We start from the raw sequence: 12,885 nt of genomic DNA, 5'->3' as shown, positions 1-12,885 counted from the left end.
TCATTACATGAATAGTGATATAAACTTTTTATTATTTATCTCGTTAGTCGTGTTTATGATTATTTCTTGGATTTTTAATAATAAAAGAAAGAGAGGTACTGAGCAGTTTTTAAAATCTTTACAATCTGATTATCCCAACCTAATTAAGATTACTGGAAGAATAGAATTTTCGAAAATTCGCATTCTCATGGATGTTGATTTGAATATCATCTATTCAGAAGATGATTTATTAATATATGGTTTCGACTATTACAATGATAGAAACTCCCATTTTATATTTCATACAAATAGATACCAATTAGTACAAAAAGAAAACCGCGTACAACATTATTTAATAACTAATATAGATATACTAAATAATGAAAAGATTGTTTTTAAAACAAAAGACAACTATGAACTAATACTGCGCTTTCGAAACTATGGAGTAGAAAAAAAGCAACTTAAAGAAGCAAAGTTTTTAAAGCTGATCAATAGCCTAAGTACTGAATTGAAAAGCTAAAAACAAGTCATATTCCCAAAATGACAACCAACTTAACTTCAAAATATGAAGGTTAAATTTTAATTATACTGCACCTTAAAGATATCAATTAAAAAATCTGGTGGTACAATTTTGTTAGGAAAACTATCCATTAAATCCAACACGCGATTAATTGACTCATGACTTAAACCCATACGTAAACCAAAGTTGTGAATTTTCACTAACTGTTTAGGAGATACTTTATGGTCTAAATTCATAAGAAGGACCAATCTATGAAATTGTACAATACGTTCACTGTGCGATTTTAAATGTACGTAGGTTACAGGATGCTCAAAGAGGTATTCAAAATCTTCTTTTGAAATATCTAATTGTTTAGCAATACTGAATAGAAAATTATATTCAATAGATCTTATATTTTCATCTGTTTGAGCAAATGCGATCATTTCAGACAGTAGGCTCAATTTTTCAGCTCGATTTATCATGATTTTGAGGGAATAAAATTATACTGTAAAGTTACAGAGGTTGTTTATTTTATTGTCGTCGAATAACTGTATCTTGTCGAAAAATTAATTGTATTTAGTCGGCAAATAATAACGTTTATCAATTCGCTACACCTATATTAACATGAATCTGAAGCATTTATACCTCGTAATTATAGCTTTTGCACTTCAAATAACACCTGCACAAACAACTGCCTCTAAGCAAGTTAGCAAGTTTACAATTGCAGCACCTCAATTAGATACACTTAAGACAATTTGGGTGTATTTACCAAGTGACTATCAAAATTCTGAAAAAGAGTTTTCAGTAATTTACATGCACGATGCTCAAAATTTATTTGATACCGAAACAGCATATGCTGGCGAATGGGAAGTAGACGAATATATGGACACACTGGTCGAGAATAAAAGTATCATTGTTGGTATAGCACATGGAAATAACAAACGAATTGAGGAATTGACACCTTATACTAATGAAATATATGATGGCGGAAATGGTAATGCCTACTTAACATTTATAAAAAACACGTTAAAACCACACATTGATGCAACCTATAGAACTAAAACAGATGCAGAGCATACAACTATATTTGGCTCTTCTTTAGGTGGATTAATATCTTTTTATGCTGTAATTAAATACCCTGAAACTTTTGGAAAAGCTGGTGTATTCTCTCCAGCCTTTTGGATAAACCCAGAAATTTATGACTTGGTCAAAACCACTGAAATCCCAGAATCAACAAAGTTTTATTTTTTAGCAGGTACAGATGAAGGTGAAACAATGATTCCTAAGCTAGAGGAAATGCTAGAATTATTAACATCTAAAGGACTAAAACAAAATCAAATTGAAAGCCATATTATAGAAGGTGGTCAGCACAATGAAAAATTTTGGGCAGAGCATTTTGGTAAAGCTTATAATTGGCTAACTAAATAAATCAAATTATGACAAACAACGACATATTTAAAAAACTGAGAGTAGCTCACAAACTAAGAGATGATGATATTGTAAAAATATTAGAACTCGTTGACTTTAGAATTTCTAAAAGTGAGTTAAATGCACTGTTTAGAAATGAAGACCATCCTAAATTTATGGCTTGTGGCGACCAAATTCTAAGAAATTTCTTGAATGGATTAATTATTCATTTACGTGGGCCAATGCCAAAAAAGGGAGAGAAGAAAAATACAGCAAAGAAAAAGGATTGATCCTTTCTTTTAAAAAACAACCATTTTAATAGCTATAAAAAAAAGAGCAACTATCAATAGTTGCTCTTTTTAAATTCCAATACGTAATTATTTCGATTTCAAAATCTTTACAGGTATCTTAAATCTTTTGGTTTGCGCAATTTCTTTAGGTACCTTTTTGTAGTTTAAACGACTCTTAACAAAATCTTCTAATGTTGAATTTTCTGTTTCTACAGATAATACAACAATTTCGTTATTCTTGTTAATAAAAAAATACACATTAATTACCTCATCACTTTCAATGTGAAATTTTGGTTTTTCTAATAAGTCTCCTACAACCTCTGAGATAGTAGTTTTCGTAGAATTCTTGATTGGATCTGTACTTGCTACAAGTACACTACTAAACGTAATTGCTACGACTAGTAAAATAGTTTTAAAAGTTTTCATAATTGTTCGATTTATATGATTGATACTCTATAGACGACCATTAAATAAATCTGTTACAATTCTTAACGTTTTTTAACATAACAACAAGTAAACCAAAATATTAGCCAACAAAAAATGCGCCTTAGAAGGCGCATTTTTAATATAATAATAAATCTTATTATCCTTATGCAAGTACAGTCTGAACTTTATCAGCTGCCTCTTGAAATTCTGTAGCGCTCATTACATCTAAACCAGAATTGTCAATTAATTCTTTAGCAATGTCTGCATTTGTTCCTTGTAAACGAACAATGATAGGTACAGTAATGTTACCCATGTTTTTATAAGCGTCAATTACACCTTGTGCAACTCTATCACAACGTACAATACCACCGAATATGTTAATTAAGATTGCTTTTACAGCAGGATCTTTTAATATAATTTTAAATGCCGCTTCTACTCTAGCTGCATCTGCAGTACCACCAACATCTAAAAAGTTAGCTGGTTCTCCACCTGCTTGCTTAATTAAATCCATTGTTGCCATTGCCAAACCAGCACCATTTACCATACAACCAACGTTTCCGTCTAAGTCTACATAGTTTAGTCCTAAAGCTCCAGCTTCAACCTCTATTTGATTTTCTTCACGTAAGTCACGTAACTCAGCTAAATCTCTGTGTCTGTATAATGCATTAGCATCTAATGTTACTTTAGCATCAACAGCCATTATTTTGCTATCACTTGTTTTTAAAACCGGGTTGATTTCAAATAAAGAAGCATCAGACTTATCGTAAGCTGTATATAGAGCCGTAACAAACTTTGTCATTTCTTTAAAAGCAGTACCAGATAAACCTAAGTTAAAAGCTATACGACGTGCTTGAAAAGGTAAAATCCCTGTTGAAGGATCAATTTCTTCATTGTGTATTAATTCTGGGGTCTCTTCAGCAACAGTTTCAATATCCATTCCACCTTCAGTAGAATAAACAATCATATTTCTTCCTGTAGCACGATTTAATAGCACAGAGATATAAAATTCGTCTGGCTCGCTTTCACCTGGATAATAAACATCCTCAGCAACTAATACTTGATGAACACGCTTACCTTCAGCTGAAGTTTGAGGTGTTACCAAATCCATACCTATGATTTGTCCTGCAATTTCTTCAACTTCTTTTAGGTTTTTGGCTAGTTTCACACCGCCACCTTTACCACGTCCACCTGCATGAACTTGTGCTTTTATAACATGCCAACCTGTTTCGGTTTCAGCTGTTAATTGTTTTGCTGCATCTACAGCTTCCTTAGCACTTTGGGCTACTATACCACGTTGGATACGTACTCCAAAACTGCTCAATAATTCTTTTCCTTGATATTCGTGTAAATTCATTTTTGATCAGAAGTTTATTAGTCCAACAAAAATACACATACTAAAAGTTTTTACCAATAGTTTTTAATCAATTAATCGCTTTATCGCTGAAAACGCTTTATCAACTAAATAATCTTCTACTACAATGGTAAATTCATTTGTTGTAGATACGACTTCATAAAGTGTAATATTTTCCCAAGCCAATCGCTTAAAAATTTGATAATATAATCCTACTATTTTAGAATTTCCCTTTGGTAAATATATACTTATTGCAGACAATTTTTCTTGCAACCCTATTTGTGTTTCGTTTTTAAAAGCATTTAACACACTTTCCTTTTCTGAGGTAGAAATAATAATGTTACTCTCAAACATACCTCGAGTAAATGCATAAAATATCTGGTGATTACTACTTATTTTTTCTAAAATTTGAGAATGACTATCTATTAAGGTCGTAGAATTCTGAAATGTAAAATCGCTTAGATTAGAACGCACAGTAATGTCTCCTAATTGATCAAATGTCTTTTTTAAACTCTGAGAATTTTTGAGATTCAGAGGTTGTTGATAGCGTCGTAAAGCCATCATTATAGCACCTTCTTTTACTGGTTTTCTTAACATTTTTGAAATTGGTTCTTTCAAATCTTTAGCTAAAGCCGAAAAATTTATGATCTCACGAGACAAGCCCTCTTCTAAGAATGGGCTTTCTACTATTATCTCTTGTACACAAGATGCGATTGTTTTCATTTTGTTAATTATTTAACAATTTGTGTAAAAATACTCTTTTTTTTACATTTATATGTTTATTAAAAGGAATCATTCTATTTTCGGCACTTCAAATAAAAATAAATTTTAAGATAAAGAAAGAATGAAAGATAACGCCTTATTAAAGATTGCAAAAGATTTTGGAAGTCCTGTTTATGTCTATGATGCTGAAAAAATAGAATTTCAGTACAAACGATTAACAAAAGCTTTTAGTAAGGTTAAACAGTTGCGATTAAATTATGCTGTAAAAGCACTTTCTAATTTATCAATACTTAAGTTATTTAACAAGTTGGGTTCTAGCATAGATACTGTATCTATCCAAGAAGTACAATTAGGTCTAAAAGCAGGATTTAAACCAGAAAATATAATATTTACACCAAATGGCGTTTCTCTTGAAGAAATAGAAAGAGCTGCAAAATTAGGTGTACAAATTAATATTGACAACCTATCTATCTTAGAGCAATTTGGAACAAAACATCCAGAAGTTCCTGTTTGTATTCGTATTAATCCGCACGTTATGGCTGGAGGAAATACTAATATTTCTGTAGGACATATTGATAGTAAGTTTGGGATTTCCATTCATCAAATTCCTTTATTACTTCGTATTATTAAGAATACTAAGATGAATATCAACGGAATTCATATGCATACAGGAAGCGATATTTTAGATATCGATGTGTTTTTATATGCCAGTGAAATTCTATTTGAAACGGCTAAAAATTTCAAGAATTTAGAATTTATTGATTTTGGATCTGGATTTAAAGTACCTTATAAAGAAGGAGATATTGAAACTAATATTGAAGAGTTAGGCGAAAAATTATCTAAACGATTTAATGAATTCTGTAAGGAATACGGCAAAGATTTAACCTTAGCCTTTGAGCCTGGAAAATTTTTAGTGAGTGAGGCTGGTGTCTTTTTAGCTAACGTGAATGCTGTAAAACAAACTACTTCCACGGTTTTTGCTCAGATAGATTCTGGCTTTAATCACTTAATTAGACCAATGCTATATGGTTCTCAGCATGATATTGTAAATATTTCTAATCCTAAAGGACGTGAACGTTTCTATTCTGTAGTAGGATACATCTGCGAAACAGATACCTTTGCTAATAATAGACGTATTGCAGAAATAAACGAAGGCGATATTCTATGCTTTAAAAATGCTGGTGCTTATTGCTTTTCTATGGCGAGCAACTATAACTCTCGTTACAGACCTGCTGAAGTTTTAGTCTATAAAGGTAAAGCACATCTTATTAGAAAACGCGAAGTTTTTGAGGACATCATACACAATCAGGTAGAGATTGCTTTTTAACTTCATCTATTTGCGTTAACTTTTTGTGTATATAAAGTACTAACTAATATCAATTGCGGTTATCTTTGATTGATTTTATTCCACTTTTATATGACTCAAATTGCGCCTAAAATTATTCGCCAAATATTTGTTTTACTGTTAATCTTACTCACTGGTAGTTTGATTTTCCGTGAAATGCTTCCTTATTTGAGTGGTGTTTTAGGCGCAATTACATTTTATATACTCTTAAGGAAACCAATGAGATATTTAGTTGCTCAGTATAAATGGAAATCGAACATAGCCGCATTAATTTTAATGTTAGCTTCGTTTGTTATTGTTATGATACCTCTCAGTGGATTCGGTATTATGTTGGCTAATAAAATTTCGAATATAGCAGCTAATAGCGAAAGAGTAATAGATGCATTTCAAGATCAAGTTGGGAAAATAAAATTTAAAACTGGTATAGATATAAATTCTCAAATGGATACTGAGGCTATTACCACATGGATATCTGATAGTGCGCAAAGCATGGTTGGTAATACTTTTAACCTATTTATTGCTATAGGCTTAATGTACTTTATGCTCTACTTTATGCTTACCAACCGACAGGAACTAAGACAATCGTTGCGAAAATATATTCCTATGGATAATGATAATATCAATGAAATAGGTCGAGAAGTACAGACAATGGTTAAATCTAACGCAATAGGAATACCTTTAGTAGCCATTGCACAAGGACTTATAGCTTTAATTGGTTTTTTAATTTTTGGTATTGAAGAACCTCTATTTTGGTTTGTTATTGTAACCATCGGTTCAATGATTCCGTTTGTAGGTACTTTAGTAGGTATTCTGCCAGTATTTATTTTAACATTGTCCACTGGAAATAGTTTTCAAGCCTACGGTATTTTAATTTACGGGTTTGTTGTGGTAGGTTCTACAGACAATTTAATTAGACTATTTGTTTTAAAAAAATTAGATAATGTCCATCCATTAATCACATTGATTGGTGTCATTGTTGGTGTTCCCTTATTTGGTTTTATTGGTCTAATTTTTGGTCCACTATTAGTAAGTATGTTTATGGCTTTGGTTAAAATATATAAAGATGAATATGGAAAAGCCGATCAAATATAATTTGAACGGCCAATAACATTTATTATTAAACAAGTTATAGTAAATCTAAAGTTATTCTTCCTCTAACTGCGCTTTGTACAAATCTATATTTGCTTTTTGTTTAGCAGGCAATTCTGGTTCTTTAATATCTGTATATTCCTTTAAAGTGTCATAAAGAATTTTGGCAACAATATATCTTGCTGCAGGTTTATCATCTGCAGGAATATTATACCAAGGTGCATGTTCTTTAGATGTTCTGTTTAGAGCATCTTCATAATAGTCTTGATAATCATCCCAACATTTACGTTCATCTAAATCATCTGGAGAAAATTTCCAGTTTTTACTCGGTTTATTCAGTCGCCTTAAAAGTCTATTTTTTTGTTCGTCTTTAGAAAGGTTTAAGAAAAACTTAAAAACTATAGTTCCGTTTTCTGCTATATGCTTCTCAAAATTATTGATTTCGTTAAAACGTCTGTCCCAAAAGGCGTCATCTACATCATCTAAACTATTGACATCTGGCATATTCTCATACATTAAATATTCAGGATGAACTCTTGTAACTAACACATTTTCGTAGTGAGTTCTATTAAAGATACCAAATTTACCACGAGCTGGTAAGGCAATAACATGTCTCCATAAATAATCATGCTTCAACCCTAATTCCGTTGGTTTTTTAAAGCTATGAGCAACAATTCCTCTCACATTAAACTCCTTAAAAACTTCTCGTATAAGGCTATCTTTTCCTGCAGTATCCATACCTTGAATACACATTAGTACAGCATATTTGCCATGAGCATACATTGTATTTTGTATATCTGCTAAGTTTTCACTGACCGTTCTAAGTTCTCGTTCAAGCTGTTTTTTACCTACACCAAGATCAACTTTAGTCTCTAAATCTTTAATATTTACCTTTGAAGAAATTTTAAAATCCTCTACTTTAATTTTTTTCATGTTTTTATTTAATGACTTAAATATAGTGAAGATTTTATAAAATAGGGCTTGTGAATTCAGATCAACTTAATTAAAAAGAAAAAGCTGACACGAGGCCAGCTTATTCATCCCATTACAGGATTTCAAAAATGTCAATTAATTAAGGGTCTAATTATCGTAAAAAATTACTTTTTGAATTTTTGAAACGTTTTCTCCGGAAATTTTTGCAACAAATACTCCAGATTTTAAGTTGTTATAATTAATGTTTTGAGAATTTACATTCGTTTCTAGAACTCTACTTTCAACCAATCTTCCTTGTATATCATATAGCTGAATCGTTGCTTCTGTACTCAACATTCCTTTTAACACTAAAGTATTTGAGTTAGGATTATTAAAAAGCACTAATGATTCATCTTCATAATTAATTAAAGACAAGGCATTGTTTACAATGTTTAAATAAAAGCGTCCTGTTCCACTCAAATCAGAAGTTGGTGTGATTATATAATCCGTTTCTGATAAAAGTGTCGATCTATTAGTAGCTGTATCTTGTAAATAAACCTGAGTACCAGAAGGTAACGTCGATGACTGAATACTAAACGTTAGCAATTCACCTGCATTAGCATGTACACCTAATGGTATAGTAACATTATTTAGATCAGCATCATTTAAAGTTTGAAGTGCTATTGGCTCACCTACATTATTCTCTAATAAATTAGAATACAATGAAAAACCATTTAAAGCTCCAAATCCTGTAATTGCATCGTAACCTACATCTAACCCTCTTGTTCCGTTAGTATTAAAATAGAAATCTGTTCTGTAAGCATCATTATCTGTACTCGCCTTAAGTTTTAAGTACGTTAATGGGCTTGCTTCATTTCTGCCTACAATAAAATCATCTGAAGTACCAGTACTTCTCATACCTGTTGTAAACGTTATATCGCCAGAGACATTTGGCTCCGTTGCGATAAAAAATCCTTGACCTGGTGCCAATGCAGTTGTCGCTGTAGTGTTGGCTAGATTGTAAATCGTCCATCCATCATGTGCAGCACCATCATAACCATAGACTCCAAAATAAAATCCATTATTAATGATTTGTTGGTTATCTGCATTGCTTAAAAAATCTTGAACATTTAAGTATGAAGGATATGGATTACCTACAAGATTCCATACCAATTCTGAACCTGTTTCAACTGGCGTAGTTACTGTTGTTGTTTCTATATTACCAGTAAATTTATAAACTCCATTATCAGTAGAACCTGTTCGGTAACCTATACCTGCATCTAAAGTAGATGTATCATCACTTGGCTCATAATTTACGTAGGCATCTGCTGCTGTATCAAATGGTCCGAATAAAAACGCCGGACTTCCACCAATAGTACCTGACAGAATATTAGGATTAGTTGCTCTAAAATCTCCAAATGATTGTCCTGTTAATGGTGCACTAATTAAATCATTAGAAGCAGTTGCATTACCTGACGTTGCTGCAATATTTACATGTCTCTCATAAGTCACTTCGCCATTAATTGTACCATCTAAAATTAAACTTGAAAAGCCTGTTGAATTTGACTCTAATAAAACTTTACAGTAACTATCTAAAGTTGCGCCACTTTCTATGGTAAGTCCTGAACCAGCTTCTAATTTTATATAATTCGCAGAATTAAGTCCTGCTGCTATATTCATATTTATTCCACTAGGAATAACAACATTATTTGATGCACTTGGCACACCAGAAGGCGACCAATCTGCAGCTGTATTCCAATCTGTACCAATAGCAGTTTTTGACTCTACGTAAGTTTGGAAGGTAAAATAAACGCCATCTTCTAAATCTATACCTGCTGGCAACTCCCAATTTGTCCCATTTAATGTTAATGCTGTCACTGTAGCTCCCGTTGAAAAATCATTATCACCAAGTTTAGTCACTAAACTTAAATTAGATACTACTGTAGGTATTTTTGTAGTTTCTGTACTAGAATAATCTGGCACTGAAATGTATACTATACCTACAACACCTGTTTCTTCAATATGCCAAACACGATCAAATATTTGTTTTTCGCAAGATTCTATATCTAATGCTGACCAAGATAAAGCGGCATCATTGTTTCCCCATGTCATGAAACTTAAATTTGAATCATGCTGAGTGCTTCTTGCAATTTCATCTGTATTTAAGGATACAAAGTCATTATCTAATGCAAATGTTACTAATGCATCTCCATTTCTAGATTTAGAAACTCGTTGATCTAATCCCGTGCTTTTATCTAATCCTATACCTGCTATATCATTATTGTAGCCTATATTTTGTGTAGCATCCCAAGTTACTAAACCAGATGTACCATTCCAATTACTAGCATAATAGTTTGTTGGTGTAATGTCCTGATTTAACGTAACACCATACTTTAGAGCTAGATATGATTCTATGGTCTCAATTTTTGAAGGCTCTAAGACTACATTTTCAAAATATATAATTTCAGAGATGTCTCCAGAATAGTACAAGTTGTTCGCTGCAGAATCAAAATTATTGGCTTCAGAACCATCACCAACATAGCCAAAACGTCTATTATTACTATTTAAAGCTACGGTAGACATATCCACACTAATTTCTTCTGACCCATTTAATCTTAATGAAGTTTCATTTACCTCTGAAAGATCGTAAACATATCCTCCAATTTGAGGTGTACCATCATTTGTAACTGTTGTTCCGCTAACGTCAACAATGTCAGATCCTGCTGGATGGTACGAAAACCCTAATGTACCATCACCACCAACAGAAGTGCTAAACCATTCGCTTCTATCAAAATCTAAAAATGCCCAGTTTTTAGCGTCATATGCACTAGAAACTCCTGATAAGTCCGTATAAGTTGTAGAATATACTGTCCATACATAAACTTGGTTTAAGTTATCCGCACTTGTATAATTTAAGTCTTCAATAGGTAATCTATCACTATTTCCATCAAATGTAAATGTTGGATTATAGTTCATTGAATTAGCGTTGCTTGGTTGATTAGCAGCATTAGATTGTGATAAATGATTGCTGTTTCCTAATTGATTCTTCACACCATCTACAGATCCACCTGCTTGAGAAACGCCTTTATCTGCTTTATACCACAATTTAGAACCTATAGCTCCACCTGGTGCAGCATTATCCTTAATTATATAGGTAATACGATCTCCGTCGTTTAGGTTAATTGATGTATAAAAATGATCTGCTCCTTCTGTTAATGCATATCTTGCGTCACTAGCATCAAACGTATCATCACTACTAACTATTAAATCTATTTCACTACTATTATAAGCTGATTTAGGCAAAGCTATAAACACAGTACCTGTTTCTCCTACTTCTTGGAAATACCATTTTCTTTTTATGATATATTCATGATTAGCTATGTCAAAATTTTCAACTTCAAAATTTCCTCCATTATGACCAAAAAGTAATGATGTATTTAATGGTAAACTTGTTCTTGAAAGCTCACTATTTAAAGATGAATAGTCATTATCAGTTGCTACAACAAGCTCTTCATTATTGTTTGATTGAGCAACTTTTTGATTAATAGACCCAATACTACTATCATTGATTATACCTGAAACGTCATTCCAATATGATGAATTATCCCATAAAATGGTGTTTGATGAATTCACATAACTACCGATACTTTTATTTAAGGTAATACCATATTTAATCGCTAAGTAAGATTCTATTTTATGAATATCTGTTGCTGACAAACTATTTTCTTCGTAAAAAATAATTTCAGCAATTTCTCCATCATAATTTACATTATTTGTAGTCCCGTTTTCGGATGATGCTTCTGATCCATCACCAACAAAACCATATCTATTACTCGATGTTAAAATGGGTGAAGATGTAATATCTTGAGAATAATCAACATTACCATCTAATCTCATAACAGACTCATTTGTCTCTGAAGAATTGAATATAAATGTGCCTAAATGCGCGGCATTATCATTTGATGCTGTGTTTGCTACTAAATCTCGTGTTCCACCAGATTGATAAGACATTGCTAGTCTCCCATCTCCATGAATATAAAAGTTAAAGGTTTCACTTCTATCGAAATCAATAAACGACCAATTCCCATTATAACCTGTAGAACTATAATCGGTTTTATAAATCACAAACCCGTACAGCTGGTTTATGGTTTGATTGTTAGCATAATTCAGATTAGAAATTGCAAAACTATCGTTTGCACCATCAAAAGTGAACGTACTATTAAAATTTAAAGCATTACTTTGTATTGGTTTAGCATTAGCAGTAGGTTGATAGAGTTCATTGTTTAATCCACTATCATCTAACCAAGTTAATGTTCCATCATCACTAACACCAAAGTCGCCTCTTACCCAAATAGACATGTCGGACTTGCCAACACCTCCAGGAGATTGCGAAAAACTGATTAAACTGCAACTCAACAACAAAGCACAGAAAATTAGGGGTTTTAAATTCATAACGTATGTAGGTATTTAATTATTCAATTTTGATTTCATGATTATTGAAATAGTCCATATCTAAGATCAATAATTCTGATGCAAAGATATCGGCTATACTCAGCTCAAATCTACTATTTCGGTAAAGCATCTTTTTTGTTACGATGAAATGCAATTATGTGTCGAGGAGTTGATTTCACCCAATTCTTTAAGGCATATTCAACAGAAATGACATCAGTATTTTAACGGTAAGTATAGACATTAATCGATTCATCGAAAGTTTCGAAAAATGTGTAATCAAATTTTCATTATGAAGTAATTCTAGACCAGATACTATCAAGGGTTTGTGTAAAAGTCTAAGTTAGGGGGAAATTTTTCTATAAAGGGAATTGACTTAAGTTAAAATGTGCTTTTGACTTTAACTTTATAATAA

The 12,885-nt window shown here is 32.0% G+C and carries 11 protein-coding genes; 5 read left to right on the top strand and 6 right to left on the bottom strand.

Features of this window, described 5'->3' with window-relative positions:
• The first annotated feature begins 7 nt into the window (after positions 1–7).
• Positions 8–499 carry a hypothetical protein gene (locus ACJBCC_RS02070; protein ID WP_407556259.1) on the top strand — a complete coding sequence of 164 codons (492 nt, stop codon included), beginning with the start codon at positions 8–10 and terminating at the stop codon, positions 497–499.
• A gap of 59 nt (positions 500–558) precedes the next feature.
• Here ACJBCC_RS02070 and ACJBCC_RS02065 read toward each other — a convergent pair whose 3' ends face one another.
• Entirely contained in the window at positions 559–960 is a 402-nt protein-coding gene (locus ACJBCC_RS02065) for a hypothetical protein (protein WP_008268994.1), read from the bottom strand.
• A 142-nt stretch (positions 961–1,102) separates the two neighbouring features.
• Between ACJBCC_RS02065 and ACJBCC_RS02060 the strand changes: the two genes are divergently transcribed.
• Together ACJBCC_RS02060 and ACJBCC_RS02055 are read left to right on the top strand one after the other, a co-directional pair.
• Positions 1,103–1,906 carry an alpha/beta hydrolase gene (locus ACJBCC_RS02060; protein ID WP_407556258.1) on the top strand — a complete coding sequence of 268 codons (804 nt, stop codon included), beginning with the start codon at positions 1,103–1,105 and terminating at the stop codon, positions 1,904–1,906.
• A gap of 8 nt (positions 1,907–1,914) precedes the next feature.
• Positions 1,915–2,175 carry a DUF1456 family protein gene (locus ACJBCC_RS02055; RefSeq protein ID WP_299099514.1) on the top strand — a complete coding sequence of 87 codons (261 nt, stop codon included), beginning with the start codon at positions 1,915–1,917 and terminating at the stop codon, positions 2,173–2,175.
• Positions 2,176–2,262: 87 nt separating this feature from the next.
• Here ACJBCC_RS02055 and ACJBCC_RS02050 read toward each other — a convergent pair whose 3' ends face one another.
• The 3 genes from ACJBCC_RS02050 to ACJBCC_RS02040 all read right to left on the bottom strand — a co-directional run bounded on the left by ACJBCC_RS02050 (position 2,263) and on the right by ACJBCC_RS02040 (position 4,675).
• Positions 2,263–2,601, bottom strand: coding sequence for a hypothetical protein (locus tag ACJBCC_RS02050; protein ID WP_299099512.1), 339 nt, complete (start codon positions 2,599–2,601; stop codon positions 2,263–2,265).
• A 163-nt stretch (positions 2,602–2,764) separates the two neighbouring features.
• Positions 2,765–3,955: an ADP-forming succinate--CoA ligase subunit beta gene (gene sucC, locus ACJBCC_RS02045; RefSeq protein WP_299099509.1), complete on the bottom strand. Its 1,191-nt coding sequence runs from the start codon at positions 3,953–3,955 to the stop codon at positions 2,765–2,767.
• A gap of 63 nt (positions 3,956–4,018) precedes the next feature.
• Positions 4,019–4,675 (bottom strand): hypothetical protein, encoded by a 657-nt coding sequence (locus tag ACJBCC_RS02040; protein ID WP_299099506.1) that lies wholly within the window; start codon positions 4,673–4,675, stop codon positions 4,019–4,021.
• A 121-nt stretch (positions 4,676–4,796) separates the two neighbouring features.
• On the opposite strand from ACJBCC_RS02040, the gene lysA reads away from it, so the two are divergent.
• The gene (gene lysA, locus ACJBCC_RS02035; RefSeq protein WP_407556257.1) at positions 4,797–6,002 is read left to right on the top strand and encodes a diaminopimelate decarboxylase; all 1,206 of its coding nucleotides are present in this window, start codon (positions 4,797–4,799) and stop codon (positions 6,000–6,002) included.
• Between the two features lie 90 nt (positions 6,003–6,092).
• Complete coding sequence (locus ACJBCC_RS02030; protein ID WP_407556256.1) at positions 6,093–7,112, top strand: AI-2E family transporter; 1,020 nt, start codon at positions 6,093–6,095, stop codon at positions 7,110–7,112.
• 51 nt (positions 7,113–7,163) lie between these two features.
• On the opposite strand, the gene ACJBCC_RS02025 is transcribed toward ACJBCC_RS02030, so the two are convergent.
• Both ACJBCC_RS02025 and ACJBCC_RS02020 read right to left on the bottom strand, forming a co-directional pair.
• Positions 7,164–8,042, bottom strand: coding sequence for a PPK2 family polyphosphate kinase (locus ACJBCC_RS02025; RefSeq protein ID WP_407556255.1), 879 nt, complete (start codon positions 8,040–8,042; stop codon positions 7,164–7,166).
• A 147-nt stretch (positions 8,043–8,189) separates the two neighbouring features.
• Complete coding sequence (locus tag ACJBCC_RS02020) at positions 8,190–12,473, bottom strand: T9SS type A sorting domain-containing protein (protein ID WP_407556254.1); 4,284 nt, start codon at positions 12,471–12,473, stop codon at positions 8,190–8,192.
• Positions 12,474–12,885 lie beyond the last annotated feature (412 nt).

This window comes from Winogradskyella sp. 4-2091 (genome assembly GCF_045765065.1).
Classification (GTDB): Bacteria; Bacteroidota; Bacteroidia; order Flavobacteriales; family Flavobacteriaceae; genus Winogradskyella.
Note: the sequence above shows the minus strand (reverse complement) of the source record. Positions and strands in the feature narration are given on the sequence as shown.

Excerpts from the sequence above, each read along its gene's own strand:
- ACJBCC_RS02070 (WP_407556259.1), top strand. The coding sequence starts at position 8 with ATGAATAGTGATATAAACTTTTTATTATTTATCTCGTTAGTCGTGTTT.
- ACJBCC_RS02065 (WP_008268994.1), bottom strand. The coding sequence starts at position 960 with ATGATAAATCGAGCTGAAAAATTGAGCCTACTGTCTGAAATGATCGCA.
- ACJBCC_RS02060 (WP_407556258.1), top strand. The coding sequence starts at position 1,103 with ATGAATCTGAAGCATTTATACCTCGTAATTATAGCTTTTGCACTTCAA.
- ACJBCC_RS02055 (WP_299099514.1), top strand. The coding sequence starts at position 1,915 with ATGACAAACAACGACATATTTAAAAAACTGAGAGTAGCTCACAAACTA.
- ACJBCC_RS02050 (WP_299099512.1), bottom strand. The coding sequence starts at position 2,601 with ATGAAAACTTTTAAAACTATTTTACTAGTCGTAGCAATTACGTTTAGT.
- sucC (WP_299099509.1), bottom strand. The coding sequence starts at position 3,955 with ATGAATTTACACGAATATCAAGGAAAAGAATTATTGAGCAGTTTTGGA.
- ACJBCC_RS02040 (WP_299099506.1), bottom strand. The coding sequence starts at position 4,675 with ATGAAAACAATCGCATCTTGTGTACAAGAGATAATAGTAGAAAGCCCA.
- lysA (WP_407556257.1), top strand. The coding sequence starts at position 4,797 with ATGAAAGATAACGCCTTATTAAAGATTGCAAAAGATTTTGGAAGTCCT.
- ACJBCC_RS02030 (WP_407556256.1), top strand. The coding sequence starts at position 6,093 with ATGACTCAAATTGCGCCTAAAATTATTCGCCAAATATTTGTTTTACTG.
- ACJBCC_RS02025 (WP_407556255.1), bottom strand. The coding sequence starts at position 8,042 with ATGAAAAAAATTAAAGTAGAGGATTTTAAAATTTCTTCAAAGGTAAAT.
- ACJBCC_RS02020 (WP_407556254.1), bottom strand. The coding sequence starts at position 12,473 with ATGAATTTAAAACCCCTAATTTTCTGTGCTTTGTTGTTGAGTTGCAGT.